Consider the following 18,992-nt stretch of genomic DNA (forward strand, 5'->3'; position numbering starts at 1 on the left):
CAGCTGAAGCCGCGCGCATCAGAACTGCGTGATCATGCCGACCGACACGCCGGTCACCGTGCGTCCGTCCGGTCGCAGCGACAGCCCCGCGACGTTGGTCGGATCCCGCTTGTAGGCGCCCGAGAAGCCGTTGCGATCGAATTCCGCATACAGGCTCGTCCGTTTCGACAGGAAGTACTGCAGCATCGCGTACGACGTGAGCTTGCGCCCGTCCATGCCCGCGGCATTCTTCAGGTTCTGCCCGAAGTCGTAATAGGTCGCGCCGGAAAATTGCAGGAACGGCGTGACCTGATAGACGATCCCGACAGCCGGTATCCGGTCGCGCCGTTCCGGCGCGCCGGCGTTCGCGGCGCTGACGGCGAGATCGCTGTAGCTCAGGTAGACGCGGCCCGGGCCGATCTGCCAGCTCGCGCCGCCCATGACCGTGCGCGCCCACTGCGATGCGTCGGCATTCCACGTCGTCTGGTACGCGACGCCGAGCGACAGCGTCCGGAACCGGTAGCTCGCGCCGACCGCGACGTTCGAACCGGCGCGCTGGTTGCCGGCGGTTCCACCGGGCGAGTAGCTGCCGCGCACGGTCGCGCCGCCAAACGTACCGACGTACTTCATCGTGTTGTTGAAGCGCGAATCGAGCGTGAAGAAGTTGCCGGCCCACACGGCGCCCGGATTCGTCGCGAGCGTCAGCCCTTGCGCGTAATTCGGGTCGAACGCAATGCCGATGTCCTCGGCCGCGTTCAACTGTCGCCCGAACGTGACGCGGCCGAACGTGCCGCTCAGGCCGACATAGGACACCTGTGAGAACAGGAGCCCCGGCGATTTCCCCAGCGCCCCGGTGCCCGTCAGGAATCCGCTCTGCAGCATGAAGATCGCCTGCAGGCCGCCGCCGAGATCCTCCGCGCCCTTCAGACCGAAGATGTTGCCCGATATCGCGTTGTTGTCGAAACCGACCTGGCTTCCCCCTTTCACGCCGTCGGTCCAGCGCACGCCGCCGCCGACATAGCCGAACAATGTCACGCTCGATTGCGCGACGGCGTCGGCGGCCAAGCATGCCAACGCCGAAACCACGATGATTCGTTTCATTTGTCTCCATCCATATATTTCGTTTTACTTATTATTCAGACATCGCCGAGGTATGTTCCTGGTCGATGCAACAGCTTCGTCCGGCTCGCGGGATCGCATCGCGGCGGTCCGCGCGGGCCGACCTTCATGCGCTTCGGAAGCGCGCGCCCGGCCATCCGCCCCGGCAATACGCTTCGTTGCGGAGCAACGGGCCGCGCTGCATCACGCCACCGCGTTCCGCGCGATGCAGCGCGCGTAGTACGCGAGGCTGCGTTTGGGCGTACGAACCTGCGTGTCGAGATCGACGTGCACGAGGCCGAACTTCTTCGTAAACCCCTGCCCCCATTCCCAGTTGTCGGTGGCGGCCCAGTAGAACAGGCCCTTCAGCCGCACGCCCTGGCGATACGCGTCGTGCGCCGCGCGCAGATAGCGCGCCAGGTAATCGCTGCGCGGGCCGTCGTCGACCGCGCCGTCGCGCGGCGGCGGATCGTCCAGTGCGAACCCGGTTTCGGTGATGTAGATTTCCGGCGCGCCGTAGTCGCGATGTACTCGAACGAGCATCTCGGTCATGCCGTCCGGTTCGACCGAGAAAGCCGCTGTGCGCGGCAGGTCGGCCGGCTGCTCGCTCTGTTCGATGCCGAACGGTGCAGCCTGGTTGGCGCGAACGTAAATGCGCGAGTAGTAGTTCATGCCGAGGAAATCGGGCTTCGCCGCGATGATGTTCATGTCGTCGGGCCTGATGAACGCGGACAACGACCGCTTGAGCGCGTCGGGATAATCTTTCCCGTACAACGGATCGAGAAACGCACGATTCCAGAGCATGTCGACGAGCTGCGCCGCCTTGCGATCTTCATCGCGGCTCCCCGTGGCACGCACCGGCTGCAGGTTGATCGTCGTGCCGATCCGCGCGTCGCGCAGGTTCGCGCGCAGCGCCTGGAAGGCGAGGCCCTGAGCCAGATTCTGGTGATGGACCGCGGCGAACGCGGCTTCCGGCGAACGCAAGCCCGGCGCATGCACACCCAGGCCGTAGCCGCGAAACGCCAGGCTGTTGGGCTCGTTCAGCACGATCCAGCGGCGCACGCGATCGCCGAGCCGGCGCGTCACGCGATCCGCGTAGTCGGCGAGCCGGAACGCGATGTCGCGGCTCCGGAAATCGCCGGCCCAGACCGGCGTATCCCAGTGAAACAGCGTGGGAACGGGCTCGATGCCCCGCGCCAGCATCGCGTCGACCATCCGTTCGTAAGTCGAGAGGCCCGCGTCGCTCGCCGCGCCGGGCCCTTGCGGCTGCACGCGCGGCCATGCGATCGAGAACCGCAATGCGCGAATTCCGGCCGCGGCCATCCACTCGAGGTCGGCCGGATAGCGCCGCTCGAATTCCGTGCAGCGCGCATTCGTCGAGCCGTCGGCGATATTCCCGGCGCGATCCGCGAACACGTCCCAATTGCTTCGCCCGCGCCCGTCGCGGCTTTCCGTTTGTGCGGCCGATGCCGCAACGCCCCAAACGAAATCGTCGGCGAAGCGTGCGTCGTTGTCGCGGGCAAACGCCGGCATGCAGGCGAAACCGGCCGCCGCCGCGCCAGCCTGCAGGACGGCACGGCGCCCCGGGGATCGCGGGAGGGAAGTGTCGATCGTCATCCATGTCTCCAAATGGGGCGTCCGAACCACGTCGGGGCGGCCCCGAGTTATAAAAAAGCAGGTTAGCCTGCTTGCAAATTGCGTGCGTTCCGCGATGCAGGCCGAGCGGTGTATCGACAGCGACATCGCCGGAATTGCCTTGCAACATACAAGTAGAGCATATTGCTTGTCAAAGAGACGAATCGAGCGATCTCTCGAAATGCGAATGCGGGGTTCGGGCGCCGATTCCGCAATCCGGACGGCGGCCGGCCGGGCCGCGGCGGATGCATCGCGCGATACGGTCGGGGCTCGCGCGAGCACGCCCGATACGCGTCAGCGCGACACGCGGCGCTTGCCGGCTCCCGCCTTCGTCGGCGCCGGCTGCGCTATGTCATCCGCCAGTTGCCGAAGCACGATTTCGCGCCAGAACCGGAACGCGGCTCGCGCCGCGGCGGGCTCCGCGCCGCCGACGACATCGACGGTCAGGCCGCGAATCGTTGCCCCGGCGAGCAATTGAAACTGACTGATCTTGTACGCGGTCGCCTCGTCGAGGCCGGCGGTGACTTCGCCCATCAGCGCGCGAAACCGTCCATCGAAGGGTGCGAGGATGCGTGCCGTCACTTCGTCGAGTTCCTTGTCGGCGCGACGCGCGAGCTGGATCTCCATGCTCGCGGCGAACAACGGCGAGCCGATCAGCGCACCGGCGGCGTCGAGCAGGCCATCGATGCGCTCGAGCGGGGTCTTGGCGGTGCGCAATGCATGCTCGAGTTTCGCGAGGCGCTCGCCGGTGAGTCGTTCCAGCACCGCCGCCATCAGTTCCGCCTTGGTCGGAAACTGATGCTGCATCGCGCCCATGCTGACGTCGGCTTCGCGCCGGATCGCAAGCGTCGTCGCGCCCGAATAGCCTTCCTTGTGAAGCAGCGATATCGCGGCGGCGATGACGCGTTCGCGCGTCGCCTGGCTGCGTTCCGCCTGCGTCGGCCGGCGTGTGCGCGCGGTGCCGGAAGTCGGTGCCGCACCTGTCTTGACGGTTTTCTTCATTCACGTGTTGGGTCGGACGCCGGGACGGACGCGGGTCGGCCGTCGGGCGCGGTCATCATTCGACGATGGCGGTCGATATCCGGTCGCCGCGCTCGATGCGCCATCGCGCAACACGCGCATCGTCCGCCGCGAACGACCGGTGCACGGGTGCGCGGCGCGGCCGTCGGCGGAGCCGGGCGCGGCCTGCGGCTGTCTACGGATGCGAATTCTACCAACGAAGCTCCCGCGGGCACATGGCCGATATACGGCTGCCTTGCGGCCTCAGTCGAGCCGCGATCGCGCGGCACGGCGCGTTGCGCGCTCGCCCGCCGGCGCGGTCGTGCCGCGCACCACCAGCCGCGGCAACGACGCTGTCCGCACGCGCGCGGCATCGTCGATCCGGCCGCCCGCCTCGCGCAACGTATTGAGCAGCTCGACCGCAAGGCCGGCCGCTTCGGCGGTCGGGATCGCGACGGTCGTCAGCGTGGGGCGCGTATCGCTGGCCAGATGAATGTCGGTCATCCCGACGATCGACAGATCATCGGGCACGCGCACGCCGCGATCGGCCGCCGCGTGCAGCGCGCCGATCGCCGGCAGGTCGTTGGTCGCGACCAGCGCGGTCAGCTGCGGATGCGCGTCGAGCAGCCGCCCCGCCGCGCGCACGCCGCCTTCGATCGAATCGGGCTCGGCCGCGACGATCGACGCATCGAGCCCCGCTTCGCGCATCGCGTCGACGAAGCCGTCGTAGCGCGCCGCCTGCACGCCGCTCGCCGATCCGCCGACGATCACGCCGATCTCGCGATGGCCCAGTTCGAGCAGATGCCGCGTCGCGATCCGTCCCGCCTCGCGAAAATCGATCGCCACGCATGGCAATCCGTCGGGCGGCGCCTCGGGCCGCTCCCACAGGCACAGCACGACCGGCACACCGCGCCGCGCGACGTCGAGCAGATCCGGCAGGTGCAGGTTCGCGTTGGTCACGAGTATCCCCTCCGAGATCGTGCCGGCGATCTGGTCGAGATACGCGCGCCCCTGCAACAGAACGGCGCGGGCCGCACGCCCGTGCGCCGCTGGATCAGGCTCGTCGACAACCTGCTGGACAACTGACCGATTCGCCGATGGCGACGGTGATGGTCGACGCGCTGCGCGCGGTGGCGCGGGAGGTTTACGGCGGGGGGGCCTGATGCCCTTCGCGCAAGCGCGCGTCGACATGCCCGATGTTCTTCTCGTGCGACACGAGCATCAACGTCAGCGCATGATGGATCTCGGGATTGTCCAGCGTCGGCAGCAGCGCCTGCAGCTTGCGCACGACCCAGCGCTGGCCGCGGTTCAGGAACGCCATCCGCTCGGCCAGGTCGTCGATCGCCATCGCCTTTTCGTAGAACGCGCCGGTCTTGCGGGTCGGCGTCGCGTTCAGCGACCTGATCGCGTCGACGAGCACGCTGCACCAGTGTGCCTCGTCCAGGCGGATGCCCGCGACCAGCCGGTGGAGCTCGGGATCGTGGATCTCGGCCGCCGTCTCGGACGCGACGCGCGCGCCCGCGCGCTCAGCTTCCAGCAGTTCGTCCAGCACCGCGAGCAGCGCGTCGCGCTGCGCGTCGACCGGCGCCGGGCCGGCTTCGCCACGGGTCTGATGTGACATGCGACGTCCTCCATGCAGAAACGGTGACGCATCGGATCGTCTCGCGACAGGTCACGCGAAAATAGCTCACATTGTGACATATTTGCATGCGCGACGACCGTGCGCGACCGGCGGTCCGTGACGCGCGTCAAGGAACGCGCAACCGGCCCGCGGCCAGACCCGATTGTCACCGCCCGCATCGGCTGCCAGACTGATCGGCATGGCGCGGGCCGCACGCCCGTGCGCACTGGAGCGAACTGTTCGACACCCCCACGTCAACTGATTCCGGAGCAACCGCCATGCAAACCAGACCCGTACTCGAATGCGCCGACGCGGACCGCATGCTCGCCGCCGCCCGCGCGGAAGCGGAACGCCACGGCTGGGCCGTGTCGATCGCCGTCGTCGACGACGGCGGCCACCTGCTCGCGCTCATGCGGCTCGACGGCGCGTCGCCCGCGAGCGCGTACGTCGCGCAGGACAAGGCGCGCGCGGCGGCGCTCGGCCGGCGCGAGACGAAAGCGTATGAGGATATGATCAACGGTGGCCGCACCGCGTTTCTCAGCGTGCCGCTGACGGGGTTGCTCGAAGGCGGCGTGCCGGTCACGGTCGGCGGCCGGATCGCGGGCGCGATCGGCGTGTCTGGCGTAAAGTCCGAACAGGACGCGCAGATCGCCCGCGCCGGCACACAAAGCGTCGTGGCATAGCCAGCCAAGCCGCGCGCGATTTTTTTCCCCGGGAGGAATCACGATGATCGACCAAGCAGGACTGCAAGTCGCGCCAGCGCTGAGCCAGTTCATTGAAAACGAAGCGTTGCCGGGCACCGGCATCGACAAGGCCGCGTTCTGGAGCGGTTTCTCGGCCCTGGTGCACGACCTGGCGCCGCGCAACCGCGAGCTGCTCGCGGAGCGCGACCGCCTGCAGCAGGAACTCGACACCTGGCACCGCGCGCACCCCGGCCCCGTGCGCGACCACGCCGCGTATCGCGCATTCCTCGAACAGATCGGCTACCTCGTGCCGGTCCCGTCGAACGTCGCGGCAGCCACCGCGAACGTCGACAGCGAGATCGCGACGCAGGCCGGCCCGCAGCTCGTCGTGCCGCTGTCGAACGCGCGCTATGCGCTGAACGCCGCGAACGCGCGCTGGGGCAGCCTGTACGACGCGCTGTACGGCACCGACGCACTGCCCGAAGACGGCGGCGCCGAACGCACCACGGCCTACAACCCGACGCGCGGCCAGCGCGTGATCGACTACGCGCGTGACGTGCTCGACAACGCGGCGCCGCTCGCGAGCGGCTCGCACCGCGACGCGCTGCGCTACCGCGTGCAGGACGGCCGGCTCGCCGTCGAAACCGCCAAGGGGATCGTCGGCCTCGCGCAGCCGGCGCAGTTCGTCGGCTACCAGGGCGCGGCCGACGCACCGTCCGCGATCCTGCTGAAGCACAACGGCCTGCACCTCGAGATCCAGATCGACGCATCGACGCCGATCGGCCGCGCCGATCTCGCGAACGTGAAGGACGTCGTGCTCGAAGCCGCGGTCAGCACGATCATCGACTGCGAGGATTCGGTCGCGGCGGTGGACGCCGACGACAAGGTCCAGCTCTACCGCAACTGGCTCGGCCTGATGCAGGGCACGCTGGTCGAGGAAGTCGCGAAGGGCGGCAAGACCTTCACGCGCCGCCTGAACGCCGACCGCGAGTACACGACGCCCGACGGCGGCACGCTGTCGCTGCACGGCCGCTCGCTGCTGTTCGTGCGCAACGTCGGCCACCTGATGACCAACGGCGCGGTGCTCGACCGCGACGGCAACGAGATTCCGGAAGGGATCCTCGACGGCGTCGTCACGGTGCTGTGCTCGCTGCACGACCTGAAGGCGAAGCGCAACTCGCGCACGGGCTCGATCTACATCGTGAAGCCGAAGATGCACGGCCCGGTCGAAGTCGCATTCGCCGATACGTTGTTCGCGCGCATCGAGGATCTGTACAACCTGCCGCGCAATACGCTGAAGATGGGCATCATGGACGAGGAGCGCCGCACCAGCGTGAACCTCGCCGCGTGTATCGCCGCCGCCGCCGCACGCGTCGCGTTCATCAACACCGGCTTCCTCGACCGCACCGGCGACGAGATGCACACCGCGATGGAAGCGGGCCCGATGATCCGCAAGGGCGACATGAAATCGTCGGCGTGGATCCAGTCGTACGAGCGCAACAACGTGCTCGCGGGCCTGTCGGCCGGCCTGCGCGGCCGCGCGCAGATCGGCAAGGGCATGTGGGCGATGCCCGACCTGATGCACGCGATGCTCGAGCAGAAGATCGCGCATCCGCGCGCCGGCGCGAACACCGCCTGGGTGCCGTCGCCGACCGCCGCGACGCTGCACGCGCTGCACTACCACCTCGTCGACGTGCAGGCCGTCCAGCAGGCACTCGAGAAGACGCCGTACGCGAGCGAACGCGACACGCTGCTCGAAGGGCTGCTGACCGTGCCGGTCGTCGAGCGCGCCGCGTGGAGCGAAGCCGAGATCCTGAGCGAAGTCGAGAACAACGCGCAGGGCATCCTCGGCTACGTCGTGCGCTGGGTCGAACAGGGCGTCGGCTGCTCGAAGGTGCCCGACATCCACGACGTCGGCCTGATGGAAGACCGCGCGACGCTGCGCATTTCGAGCCAGCACATCGCCAACTGGCTGCGCCACGGCGTGATCACCGAGGCGTTCGTGCTCGACGTGTTCAAGCGGATGGCGCGCGTCGTCGACCAGCAGAACGCCGGCGACCCGAACTATCGCCCGATGGCACCCGGCTACGACCAGTCGACCGCGTTCAAGGCCGCGTGCGCGCTCGCGCTGCAGGGCACGTCGCAGCCGAGCGGGTATACCGAACCGCTGCTGCACCGGTTCCGGCTTGCGTTCAAGCAGCATCAGCGCGCCGGCTGATCGCCGCACGCGGGTCGCCCCCGCGTGCCTGCGTGCCGAAACGGGCGGCCATCGCGGCCGCCCGTTTTTCATATCAGGTCACGAACAGCCGTTCGATTTGACCATCCCGCGCATCGGGTGAGTCTCCTCCTGCGCCTGAAAACCGTTGCCGGACAAGGCTCGAACCGCCGTTCGGGTCCGTTGAAACCCGATGTAATTCAATTCGTCACATCGATTCTCAACATTTATCGCGCCCGCAAAAGCGCGCAGTTATACTGCGTCCGATGCGCGCCGTGCAACGTGCGCTGCATCGGACGCCGACGGCAAATGCGCGAGGATCAGCCGCCTGCCGCCGATGTTCAGCCTGGCCGTTTCTCCATCAAGCAGGAGACAGACATCCGGATGGTTTCGGTGCCCGCCCGGGCCCGCCCGCCATCCGGCATGAACAGAGCCGTACCGGATCGCCGCCAGCAACACCATACGAGAACAACTGCATCGGCCCGGCACGCCCGTTGCGCGCACCGGCGATGCCCACCGATCTTCGGACCATGGCAGAAACCGACTACGCAGTGCCCAGCGAATCCGGCCTGACGAGCCGCGCCGCCACGCGCCTGCGCCGGTTGCTGCGTCCGCACCTGATTTTCTACTCGGGACTGCTGATTGCGCTGATCCTGCTCCTGCTGTGCGGCATCGTGCTCTACGAGGGCCGGATCGATGCGCGCGAGCGCGCGCGCACCACGCTGCAGAATCTCGCGCTGATGGCGTCGTGGGACATCGAGCGCAACATCGAAATCTATTCGCTGTCGCTGCAGGCCGTCGTCGACGGGCAGGGCCAGCCCGACGTCGCGCGCCTGCCGATGCCGCTGCGCCGCCAGGTGCTGTTCGACCGTGCGACGACGGCCAAGTACCTCGGCGGCATCTACGTGCTCGACGCGAAGGGCGACATCGAGGTCGACGGCAAGAGCGACGTGCCGCGCAAGGCCAACTTCGGCAACGAGCCGTACTTCACGGTGCACCGCGACCATCCCGACGTCGGCCTGTACGTCAGCGATCCGTATCGGTCGCGGCTGCGCAACGGCTCGCCGAGCATCGCGCTCAGCCGGCGGATCACGAAGCCCGACGGCTCGTTCGGCGGCGCCGCCGTGATGTCGATCCGGCTCGAATATTTCCAGAACCTGTTCTCGCGGCTGTCGCTCGGCGATCGCGGCGCGATATCGCTGATCGCGACGAACGGCCGGATGCTGATGCGCAAGCCGTACGACCCGAAGATCGTCGGCCGCGACATCAGCCACGCCAGCACGTTCCGGCGGTTCATGACCGCCAGCGAAGGCAGCTTCGCCGATACCGCGTCGATCGACGGCGTGCGCCGCCTGTACGTGTTCCGGCACCTCGAGCACCTGCCGCTCATCATCATGGTCGCGCGCTCGGAAGCGGACATCTACGCCGCGTGGTACGACCGTGCGATTCCGATCGGCTCCGCGATGGCTGCGCTCGCGATCGGCTTCGTCGGCCTGTCGCTGCTGCTCGACGTGCAGCTGCGCAAGCGCCACCGCGCGGAAACCGAACTGCAGGCGCTCGCGCGTACGGACGGCCTCACGGGCCTCGACAACCGCCGCATGCTCGACGTCACGCTCGCACGCGAATGGCGCCGCGCCGCGCGCTCGCAGCATGCGCTGTCGCTGCTGTTCATCGACGTTGACTACTTCAAGCGCTACAACGACACGCAAGGGCACCAGGCCGGCGACGACGCGCTCGCCGCGGTCGGCCACTGCATCGCCGGCTGCCTGCGCCGCCCGGCCGATTACGCGGCGCGCTACGGCGGCGAGGAGTTCGTCGTGATCCTGCCGGGCGTCGACGCGGGCGGCGCGGCCGCGGTCGCCGAGACGATCCGCACCGGCATCCTCGATCTCGGCATCCGGCACGACGCCAGCGAGTTCGGCCGGCTGACCGCCAGCATCGGCGTGACGACCTGCTTCCCCGAATGGGACGGCAGCGTCCACGCGGCGCTGAAGCTGGCCGACGACGCGCTGTATCGCGCGAAGGAGCGCGGCCGCAACCAGGTGTTCGTGCAGGCCGCCACGCGCTTCCAACGCCGGCGGGCGTGATGCGGCGGCGGCGTGCGGCGCCGGCTGCCCGGACCGCCACGCCCGCGCAAAATCGCCGACAATACCGGCTCAATGCGCCGGCTCAATGCGCCGGCTCGATGCGCCGGCACGGGCCCGCATGGCCGGCCCACACCACCATGAGACTCAAGGCAAAGATTTTCCTTCTGGCCATCGTGCCGTTCCTGCTCGCGATCGCCGGCATCGGTTTCGGCGTGCGCCAGCAGGCGACGTCCCTCGCGCGCACGCAGCACGCGACGATCCAGGCCGCGTACCTGTCGAGCAAGGAAGTCGAGCTCAAGCATTACGTCGAGCTCGCGACGAGCGCGATCATGCCGCTTTACGACGCGAGCGGCCGCAACGCGCGCGACGACGCGCTGCTGCGCACGCAGGCGCTCGCGATGCTGCAGAAGATGGACTTCGGCCCGGACGGCTATTTCTTCGTATACGACCTGCACGGCAATTCGCTGATGCATCCGCGCGAGCCCGAGCGTGTCGGCCACAACTACTGGTCGATGCGCGACCCGCAGGGCGCGCTGACGATCCAGAAGCTGATCGGCGCGGCGTCGAGCGGCGGCGGCTACGTGCGCTACGCGTGGCAGCGGCCGTCGACGGGCCGCGTCGCGCCGAAGCTCGGCTACGTCATCGCGCTCGAACGCTGGGGCTGGATGGTCGGCACCGGCATCTATCTCGACGATGTCGACACCGCGCTGCAGCGCATCGACGCGCGCGCGTCCGCGAACATCGAGCGCACGATGAGCTGGCTCACCGCGATCGCGCTCACGGGGGCGGCCGCGATCGCCGTATGCGCGCTGGTGCTGAACGTCAGCGAGTCGCGCAGTGCCGACGCGAAGCTCAAGCTGCTCGCGCAGCGCGTCGTCGAATCGCAGGAGCAGGAGCGGGCGCGGCTGTCACGCGAGCTGCATGACGGGATCAGCCAGATGATGGTATCGGCGAAGCTGATGCTCGAATCCGCGCTCGCGCGCTTCGAACGCGGTACCGCGCGCATGCCCGAGGCCGAGCAGGCGCTGACCTCGGGCGTCGTGCGGCTCGGCGACACGCTGCGTGAAGTGCGGCGCATCTCGCATGCGCTGCGCCCCGCGATGCTCGACGATCTCGGCCTCGCGGCGGCGCTCGAGCAGCTGGTGCGCGAGCTCGGCGCCGAAAGCGGCATCGACATCGGCTACACGCAGGTTGCGCACAGCGGCACCCGGCCGCTGCCCGCGGCGGTCAACACCGCGCTGTTCCGGATCGCGCAGGAAGCGCTCAGCAACATCGTGCATCATGCGCGGGCGTCGCGCGCGGCCGTCACGCTCGACGTCGGCGCGCAATCCGTCACGCTGACCATCGCCGACAACGGCTGCGGCTTCGACGCCGAACGCTCGCAGGCCGACGCGCGCCGCGGCATCGGGCTGCGCAACATGCGCGAGCGCCTCGACGCGCTCGGCGGTACGCTGACGATCACGTCGCAGGTCGGTCACACGATCGTCGCCGCGCGCGTGCCGCTGACTTCACCGGCCTGACCGCGCGCGCCGCCACTCGATTCAAGGAGACCCATCGCCCATGAGCGCCCCGGACACCCCCGCAAGGCTCCCCGCCGACCTCGTCGCCCAGCCGGTCGCCCAGCCGGTCGCCCGACTGCTGCTCGTCGACGATCACCCGCTCGTGCGCGACGGCTTGCGGATGCGGCTCGAAGCGGCCGACCTGTCGGTGGTCGGCGAAGCCGGCAACGCCGACGAGGCGCTCGCGCTCGCCGCGTCGCTCGAACCCGATCTCGCGCTGATGGACATCGGCATGAACGGAATGAACGGCATCACGCTCGCGGGCGTGTTTCACGATCGTTTTCCGGGCATCCGCGTGCTGATGCTGTCGATGCACGACAACGTCGAATACGTGACGCAGGCCGTGCGTGCCGGCGCGAGCGGCTACCTGCTGAAGGATTCGCCCGCGAGCGAGATCGTGCGCGCGATCGGCACGGTGCTGGCGGGCCAGACGTTCTTCAGCGAAGGGCTCGCCGCACGGATGATCCACGCGAGCACGACCGCGTCGCCGCTCGACCGGCTCACGCCGCGCGAACGCGACATCCTCGACGCGCTGGCGGAAGGGCTGTCGAGCAAGCAGATCGCGCAGCAGACGGGGCTGTCGGTGCGCACGGTCGAGACGCACCGGCTCAACCTGAAGCGCAAGCTGGAAATCGAGGGGCAGGCCGAGCTGATCAAGTTCGCGGTCGAGCATCGGCGGCGGTAGGGGCGAAACGCCAAGACGCCCCGTGCCATGCAGAGCAAGGCGTGCTCGATGTTGCCGGCCGGCATTGCCATTTCGACAATCAACCTCATCACTGGCTCGCCCCCTATATGCCGAAGGTAGTAGGCACGTTCGTGGCGTGTCCAAACCACCGATAATCCAGGTTGCTTCAATTTTTTTGGAGCGGCGCACGCGCCTCGCACTAGGACGCAAATTCGCCCTCCAGTGGGAGGCACCCCCACCCTAGATAAGCAGGATTGCAGAGAAACCGTACGCATAGGTAGCGATATCTACGACTAGCAGACGATATAGTCCAACTACGTCGGGAGCGCCGGCGCCGCCCAGTTGAGCCAGTGCGCCATTGCCGTGCTGGAGGTTGCTCTTGGATACTGCTTCCACCGAATTACCGGAACGTCCTCATGGAAGCGAAAACCAAAGCGAATTCTGGCGCGAAGTCCATTGCGGTCAAAGCAAGACGTGCAGCGACGGTTAGAAACGAGGCGGCATCGTCATGATTGCATGGAAGGCCTTTACGTTTGCCGGCGTCGATTACGACCTGTCCCACCTGCATCCCTGCCAGATCGAATTCGTTCAGCCAGCAAAGGGCAAACATCCGGCACGTACATATGTGGTCCAGCTCATCTTTGGCCTGCACTGCTTTACCCGGTCGGCCGAACCAGGCGAGGTGATCGATCCGGCGCGGCTCTATAGCGATGCTCGAGAAACACGCGTGTTCTGTGAGCGGCGCTACCGGCTGTCCATGCTGCTGCCGGCAATTGTTGACGGATTGGCTGTCCGCCCTTGCTATCACACCGGCAAAGGCAATTTCTTCGTCATGGAAGCCGTCGACGAGCAGGGCGCAGTTCAGGAATATGAGGTCTACTTCACAGCGTCGCGCGCGACCAAGCGCGGCGTACTCAATCTGTTCGTCCAGAGCGCCTATGTGCGGGACCGGTCCCACAAAGGCAACCGCCCGAAGAGGAAGCCGATCCGACTGCATGTGATCCTGCACAACACGCTGATCAATCGACCGATCAAGGAGCCGGTGTATTGAAGGCAACAGCAGGTAGCGTCGGAAATGAAAAAGGCTCCTCGAAAGGAGCCTCGTTCAAACTGCTAATCGGACCTCTTGGCTATCGCCACACTTGGGTGGTGACCCCTCGCAGGGCGGGGGTAACGCACGACTTTCGCCGTTCCGTTTATACGCTACCGATGACCATGATACATGTTCTTGCGCACCCGGAGCAAGTCGAATCGCCCTTATCCCTATCAGTTCGTCCGCGAATTGTGTTTCTGCAGATACGCGATCAGGCCGTCGATCCCGCCCGATGCGAGCTGGCTCTTGAACTGGCCCTGGTAGACCTGGATCAGCCATGCGCCCGACATGTCGATGTCGTAGATCTTCCAGTCGTTGCCGACCTTGCCGAGACGATAGCCGACCGACTGGCTGTCGCCCGGCGTCGTGACGGTCGACTGCACGAGCGCGTCGGCGCCCGACGCGCCGCCCGCCTTGAACGAGAACTTCGCGTCCTGGCTGCCGAGCTGGGCGAGCGACGCGGCGTAGGTGCGCGTCATCAGCAGCTTGAACTGCTTGTAAAGCTCCTGCTGTTGCTGCGGCGTGGCCTGCTTCCACGCATCGCCGACCGCGATGCGGGTCGTGCGCTCGAAGTTGGTTGCAGGCAGGAAGCGCTGCTCGACGACCGCCGAGACCTTCGCCATGTCCCCGCCGCGTGCGGCCGGATCGGCCTTCATCGCGTTGACGGTACCTTCGACCGCGTTGCGGACGATGTCGACCGGCGCACTCTGCGCGAAAGCGGAAACCGACACGGCGGCCGCCGCGACGAAAGCAAACAGATGACGTTTCATACGAATATCGCACTCGCTAAGGAAAAACGGACGGCGCGGCGCGCCATCCGGTCGACGCAAGTATACCGGGCCTGACGCACGCTTGCCGCACCGTGACCGACTGTTACCTTTCACGCCGGATTGTCACAGGCGCGGCCGGAAACGGCGGCCTCGGGGAAAGTAAACAAACGCTTACCCATGACGGGAACCCGGCCCGGCGCCGATTCCCTCTCCGACAGGAAAAGATTCTTCCGGCCCCACGACGCCCAACGTCACGACCGCCGCCACGCTGCGCCGGTATACTTGGCTACTTTGCCCTTGCCAGCCGCTCCCCACCGCCACATGGTGACATCTCTCATCGTCCGACTCGTTGCATGGTCGGTGCGCCGCCCCGTCTGGGTCGTCGTCCTGTCGCTCGTCATCGCCGCGCTCAGCGGCGTCTATGTCGCGCAGCATTTCAAGATCAACACCGACATCAGCAAGCTCGTCGATGCCGAGCCGCAATGGGCCGCCCTCGGGCAGGCCGTCGACAAGGCGTTCCCGCAACGCAACGGCACGATCCTCGCGGTCGTCGAGGCGCCCGCGCCCGAATTCGCGAACGCCGCCGCGCATGCGCTGACCGAAGCGCTGCGCAAGGATGCCGAAGCCGGTCGTATCGGCCAGGTCGCCGAACCCGGCGGCGGGCCGTTCTTCGAGCACAACGGGCTGCTGTTCCTGTCGACGCAGGACGTCACGGATACCACCTCGCAGCTCGCGAGCGCGCGCCCGCTCGTCAACGAACTCGCGAAGAACCCGAGCCTGACCGGTCTCGCCACCACACTCTCCACCACGCTCGGCCAGCCGCTGCTGACCGGCCAGGTGAAACTGCCCGCGATGGCGAAGCTGCTCGCACGCAGCGCCGCGACGGTCGACGACGTGCTGGCCGGCAAGCCGGCCGCGTTCTCGTGGCGCGCGCTGGTCGACAACGATGCCGCGCGTCAGCCCGCGCGCGCATTCGTCACCGTGCAGCCGGTGGTCAACTACGGTGCGCTGAAGGCCGGCGCGGAAACCAGCCAGGTGATCCGCGACGCGGCCCGTTCGCTCGACCTCGAGAAGCGCTACGGCGCCGCGGTGCGCCTGACCGGCGAGCAGCCGCTCGCCGACGACGAATTCGCGTCCGTCGAGGATGGCGCGGCGCTCAACGGCGTGCTCACGCTGCTCGCCGTGCTCGTCATCCTGTGGCTGGCGCTGCGCTCGAAGCGGATGATCGGCTCGGTGCTCGTCACGCTGTTCGTCGGCCTCGTCGTGACCGCCGCGCTCGGCCTCGCGATGGTGGGCTCGCTGAACATGATCTCGGTCGCGTTCATGGTGCTGTTCGTCGGCCTCGGCGTCGACTTCTCGATCCAGTACGGCGTGAAATACCGCGAGGAGCGCTTCCGCGATCCGCGCATCGATCACGCGCTGATCGGCGCCGCGCATTCCATGGGCATGCCGCTCGCGCTGGCCACCGCGGCCGTCGCGGCGAGCTTCTTCTCGTTCATTCCCACCGCCTATCGCGGCGTGTCCGAACTCGGCCTGATCGCGGGCGTCGGGATGTTCGTCGCGCTGCTGACCACGATCACGCTGCTGCCGGCGCTGCTGCGCCTGTTCGCGCCGCCGGGCGAATCGAAGACGCCGGGCTTCCCGTGGCTCGCGCCGGTCGACGACTACCTCGATCGCCATCGCAAGCCGATCCTGATCGGCACGCTCGTGGTCGTGGTCGGCGCGCTGCCGCTGCTCGCGTTCCTCCACTTCGACTTCAACCCGCTGCACCTGAAGGATCCGCACAGCGAATCGATGGCGACACTGCTCGCACTGAAGGATTCGCCGGAAGCCGCCGTCAACGACGTCACGCTGCTCGCGCCGTCGCTCGCCGATGCCGACGCGGCCGCGAAGCGCCTCGACGCGCTGCCTGAAGTGGGCCGCACGACCACGCTGTCGACCTTCATCCCCGCCGACCAGCCGGCCAAGCGCGCGGCGATCGCCGCGGCCGCGGGCGAGCTGCTGCCCGCGCTGACACAACCGGCCGCGCCGCCCGCGACCGACGCGCAGCGCGTCGCCGCGCTCAAGCGCGTGTCGGACCTGCTGAGCTACGCGGCCGAAGATCACCCGGGCCCGGGAGCGGCCGCCGCGCAGCATCTGTCGGCCTCGCTCGCGAAACTCGCCGCCGCGGACGCCGCGACGCGCGACCGCGCCGAGCGTGCGTTCTCCGACACGCTGCGCATCGCGCTCAACCAGCTCGCCTCGCTGCTGCAGCCGCAGGACATCACGCGCGAATCGCTGCCGCCGCAGCTCGTGCGCGACTGGGTCGCACCGGACGGCCACGCACTCGTGCAGATTTCGCCGAAGGTGCCGAAGGGCGTCGACCCGAACGACGACACGATGCTGCGCCGCTTCGCGAAGACCGTGAAGGCCGCGGAGCCGGGCGCGACCGGCGGGCCGATCTCGATCCTGCATTCGGCCGACACGATCATCAACGCGTTCCTGCATGCGGCACTGTGGTCGATCATCTCGATCACGATCCTGCTGTGGGTCACGCTGCGCCGCTTCGGCGACGTGCTGCGCACGCTGGTGCCGCTGCTCGTGTCGGGCATCGTGACGCTCGAACTGTGCGTCGTGCTCGGCATGTCGCTCAACTTCGCGAACATCATCGCGCTGCCGCTGATGCTCGGCGTCGGCGTCGCGTTCAAGGTGTATTTCGTGATGGCGTGGCGCGCGGGGCAAACCGGGCTGCTGCACTCGAGCCTCACGCACGCCGTCCTGTTCAGCGCCGCGACGACGGCGACCGCATTCGGCAGCCTGTGGCTGTCGCACCACCCGGGCACGTCGAGCATGGGCAAGCTGCTCGCGCTGGCCCTGACCTGCACGCTGATCGGCGCCGTGGTGTTCCAGCCCGTCCTGATGGGCAAACCGCGCGTCAAACGCGCCAAGAACCAATCGCAAGGAATCAATGAATAAGGTGCGAATCATTGCGGCGACCGTTGCCGCCAGCGCAGTGCTGACCGGCTGCGCGACGGGACCGAACCGCAACCCCAACGACCCGCTCGAGCCGATGAACCGGGCGATGTACAAGTTCAACGACACCGTCGACACGAACATCGCCCAGCCGATCGCGAAGGGTTACCAGAAGGTCACGCCGACGCCCGTGCGCACCGCGATCAGCAACTTCTTCTCGAACCTCGGCGACCTCGGCAACATCGCGAACAACCTGCTGCAGTTGCGCATCACCGATGCGACGCAGGACTTGATGCGCGTGGCGATGAACTCGCTGTTCGGCGTCGCCGGCCTGATCGACATCGCGACGCCGGCCGGGCTGCCGAAGCATCACCAGGACTTCGGCCTGACGATGGCGCGCTGGGGCGTGCCGTCGGGCCCGTACCTCGTGCTGCCCGTGTTCGGGCCGAGTACGTTCCGCGACGGCGTCGGCCGCGCGGTGGACGTGCGCTTCAACCTGCTCAACTACATCGAGCCGGCCGCGCGCAACCCGATGTACATCGCGCAGTTCATCAGCGCGCGCTCGGACCTGCTCGGCGCGACCGACCTGCTGAAGCAGGCCGCGCTCGATCCGTATTCGTTCGTGCGCGACGCGTACCTGCAGCAGCGCAAGTCGCTGACCTACAAGGGCGAGTCCGCGCCGGGCGCGCTGCCGCAATACAACGAGCCGGATGAATCGGGTGGGGAAGCGGCGCCGGGCGGCAAGCCCGCCGGCACGCCGGCGGCGCCCGGGCTGCCGAACTACGAGGATCCGGGCGAGTCGGGCGGGGCGCCGGCCAGCGCACCGGCCGCGCCTGGGCTGCCGCAATATGACGATCCGGGGGCGGGCAGTGCGATGCCGGCGAGTGCGCCGGCGGTGCCTGCGAGCGGTCCCGCAGCGCAGTAGCTAGCGCCGCACCGGCTGCAAGACGATCAGGAGCGCTGCTCGATGCAGCGCTCTTTTTTTTGTTTTGGTGAATTTGCAGCAAGCTTGAGGTCGTTTGACGACCGTTGCCACAACCCGGTCCGCCATCATTTCTCGTCCCGCATCGACGGCGTAAAAGTGATTCCCACCAGCAATCCTTCCGGCCCGATGAAGCGGCTGACTGTCTGGCCCCACGGCTCGTTCCGATTCCTGACGAGCATTCGATACCCGCGTGATTCAAGTTCTGCCGTAGCGGCTTCGACGTTGTCGACATCGAACTCGATCCAGGCTTGTGGGATGGGTACGTCACGACGCCACGAATCCGTGCCGAAGCACGACTGAGCGGCCTGAGAAAGCGGCCACAACGCGAACGTGTTTGCGCCTTTCAGACTCTCCGTATGAAGGTAGCCGCCTTTCTCTTCCTTGAAGGGAATACCGAGGGCCTGACTGTAGAGGTCGCGGCTTGCCTGGGCTTCACTCACAATCGGGCCAAAGCCTGCGATGAACAAGGCTGTGGATTTCGGGATCTTTTCCATGGCTTCTCCTTTGCCGCGAACCGATGTGGCGGCCGGTACTCAGATACCGCGGGGCATGGATGAGTGTAGGCCTGTTTCAGGTGGCCGGCAGGCATCTCGACCCGGTAGGTTCGGTAGCGCTCCGACATTGCACACGA

13 protein-coding genes and 2 pseudogenes are annotated in these 18,992 nt (G+C 67.4%); 8 read left to right on the plus strand and 7 right to left on the minus strand.

The features are described 5' to 3' along the window. Positions 1–18 precede the first annotated feature (18 nt). From WT26_RS34850 to WT26_RS34870, 5 genes and pseudogenes are all read right to left on the minus strand, one after another. Positions 19–1,080: a porin gene (locus WT26_RS34850; protein ID WP_060140338.1), complete on the minus strand. Its 1,062-nt coding sequence runs from the start codon at positions 1,078–1,080 to the stop codon at positions 19–21. Between the two features lie 201 nt (positions 1,081–1,281). After that, on the minus strand, positions 1,282–2,820 hold the full coding sequence (locus WT26_RS34855) for a glycoside hydrolase family 1 protein (RefSeq protein WP_230461693.1): 1,539 nt from the start codon (positions 2,818–2,820) through the stop codon (positions 1,282–1,284). 186 nt (positions 2,821–3,006) lie between these two features. Further along, entirely contained in the window at positions 3,007–3,714 is a 708-nt protein-coding gene (locus WT26_RS34860; protein ID WP_060120231.1) for a TetR/AcrR family transcriptional regulator, read from the minus strand. A 261-nt stretch (positions 3,715–3,975) separates the two neighbouring features. After that, positions 3,976–4,728, minus strand: a pseudogene (locus tag WT26_RS34865) (LacI family DNA-binding transcriptional regulator); the annotation flags it as partial. Positions 4,729–4,855: 127 nt separating this feature from the next. Then, positions 4,856–5,290: pseudogene (locus tag WT26_RS34870) on the minus strand (DUF6306 domain-containing protein); the annotation flags it as partial. Positions 5,291–5,610: 320 nt separating this feature from the next. Between WT26_RS34870 and WT26_RS34875 the strand changes: the two are divergent. The 6 genes from WT26_RS34875 (at position 5,611) to WT26_RS37910 (ending at position 13,612) form a co-directional block, all read left to right on the plus strand. Further along, positions 5,611–6,015 (plus strand): GlcG/HbpS family heme-binding protein, encoded by a 405-nt coding sequence (locus WT26_RS34875; protein WP_069275084.1) that lies wholly within the window; start codon positions 5,611–5,613, stop codon positions 6,013–6,015. A 43-nt stretch (positions 6,016–6,058) separates the two neighbouring features. Next, positions 6,059–8,233 (plus strand): malate synthase G, encoded by a 2,175-nt coding sequence (locus WT26_RS34880; protein ID WP_069275085.1) that lies wholly within the window; start codon positions 6,059–6,061, stop codon positions 8,231–8,233. A 527-nt stretch (positions 8,234–8,760) separates the two neighbouring features. After that, positions 8,761–10,317, plus strand: a complete 1,557-nt coding sequence (locus WT26_RS34885; protein WP_069275086.1) for a sensor domain-containing diguanylate cyclase — start codon at positions 8,761–8,763, stop codon at positions 10,315–10,317. 137 nt (positions 10,318–10,454) lie between these two features. Beyond that, complete coding sequence (locus WT26_RS34890) at positions 10,455–11,837, plus strand: cache domain-containing protein (protein ID WP_069275087.1); 1,383 nt, start codon at positions 10,455–10,457, stop codon at positions 11,835–11,837. 40 nt (positions 11,838–11,877) lie between these two features. Then, the gene (locus WT26_RS34895) at positions 11,878–12,561 is read left to right on the plus strand and encodes a response regulator (RefSeq protein ID WP_069275088.1); all 684 of its coding nucleotides are present in this window, start codon (positions 11,878–11,880) and stop codon (positions 12,559–12,561) included. A gap of 508 nt (positions 12,562–13,069) precedes the next feature. After that, positions 13,070–13,612: a hypothetical protein gene (locus WT26_RS37910; protein WP_060226890.1), complete on the plus strand. Its 543-nt coding sequence runs from the start codon at positions 13,070–13,072 to the stop codon at positions 13,610–13,612. A 215-nt stretch (positions 13,613–13,827) separates the two neighbouring features. Here the strand turns inward: WT26_RS37910 and WT26_RS34905 are convergent, their stop codons facing one another. Beyond that, complete coding sequence (locus tag WT26_RS34905) at positions 13,828–14,424, minus strand: MlaC/ttg2D family ABC transporter substrate-binding protein (RefSeq protein WP_027790211.1); 597 nt, start codon at positions 14,422–14,424, stop codon at positions 13,828–13,830. Positions 14,425–14,745: 321 nt separating this feature from the next. On the opposite strand from WT26_RS34905, the gene WT26_RS34910 reads away from it, so the two are divergent. Both WT26_RS34910 and WT26_RS34915 read left to right on the plus strand, forming a co-directional pair. Next, complete coding sequence (locus tag WT26_RS34910) at positions 14,746–17,379, plus strand: MMPL family transporter (RefSeq protein ID WP_069275089.1); 2,634 nt, start codon at positions 14,746–14,748, stop codon at positions 17,377–17,379. Then, the gene (locus WT26_RS34915; RefSeq protein ID WP_069275090.1) at positions 17,372–18,301 is read left to right on the plus strand and encodes a VacJ family lipoprotein; all 930 of its coding nucleotides are present in this window, start codon (positions 17,372–17,374) and stop codon (positions 18,299–18,301) included. Before WT26_RS34910 ends, WT26_RS34915 begins: the two co-directional genes overlap by 8 nt. A gap of 125 nt (positions 18,302–18,426) precedes the next feature. Here WT26_RS34915 and WT26_RS34920 read toward each other — a convergent pair whose 3' ends face one another. Continuing rightward, complete coding sequence (locus WT26_RS34920; RefSeq protein WP_059800840.1) at positions 18,427–18,855, minus strand: VOC family protein; 429 nt, start codon at positions 18,853–18,855, stop codon at positions 18,427–18,429. Between the last annotated feature and the right edge of the window lie 137 nt (positions 18,856–18,992).

It is taken from the genome of Burkholderia cepacia (assembly GCF_001718835.1).
GTDB classification, from domain to species: Bacteria; Pseudomonadota; Gammaproteobacteria; order Burkholderiales; family Burkholderiaceae; genus Burkholderia; species Burkholderia cepacia_F.

Excerpts from the sequence above, each read along its gene's own strand:
- WT26_RS34850 (WP_060140338.1), bottom strand. The coding sequence starts at position 1,080 with ATGAAACGAATCATCGTGGTTTCGGCGTTGGCATGCTTGGCCGCCGAC.
- WT26_RS34855 (WP_230461693.1), bottom strand. The coding sequence starts at position 2,820 with ATGTCGCTGTCGATACACCGCTCGGCCTGCATCGCGGAACGCACGCAA.
- WT26_RS34860 (WP_060120231.1), bottom strand. The coding sequence starts at position 3,714 with ATGAAGAAAACCGTCAAGACAGGTGCGGCACCGACTTCCGGCACCGCG.
- WT26_RS34875 (WP_069275084.1), top strand. The coding sequence starts at position 5,611 with ATGCAAACCAGACCCGTACTCGAATGCGCCGACGCGGACCGCATGCTC.
- WT26_RS34880 (WP_069275085.1), top strand. The coding sequence starts at position 6,059 with ATGATCGACCAAGCAGGACTGCAAGTCGCGCCAGCGCTGAGCCAGTTC.
- WT26_RS34885 (WP_069275086.1), top strand. The coding sequence starts at position 8,761 with ATGGCAGAAACCGACTACGCAGTGCCCAGCGAATCCGGCCTGACGAGC.
- WT26_RS34890 (WP_069275087.1), top strand. The coding sequence starts at position 10,455 with ATGAGACTCAAGGCAAAGATTTTCCTTCTGGCCATCGTGCCGTTCCTG.
- WT26_RS34895 (WP_069275088.1), top strand. The coding sequence starts at position 11,878 with ATGAGCGCCCCGGACACCCCCGCAAGGCTCCCCGCCGACCTCGTCGCC.
- WT26_RS37910 (WP_060226890.1), top strand. The coding sequence starts at position 13,070 with ATGATTGCATGGAAGGCCTTTACGTTTGCCGGCGTCGATTACGACCTG.
- WT26_RS34905 (WP_027790211.1), bottom strand. The coding sequence starts at position 14,424 with ATGAAACGTCATCTGTTTGCTTTCGTCGCGGCGGCCGCCGTGTCGGTT.
- WT26_RS34910 (WP_069275089.1), top strand. The coding sequence starts at position 14,746 with ATGGTGACATCTCTCATCGTCCGACTCGTTGCATGGTCGGTGCGCCGC.
- WT26_RS34915 (WP_069275090.1), top strand. The coding sequence starts at position 17,372 with ATGAATAAGGTGCGAATCATTGCGGCGACCGTTGCCGCCAGCGCAGTG.
- WT26_RS34920 (WP_059800840.1), bottom strand. The coding sequence starts at position 18,855 with ATGGAAAAGATCCCGAAATCCACAGCCTTGTTCATCGCAGGCTTTGGC.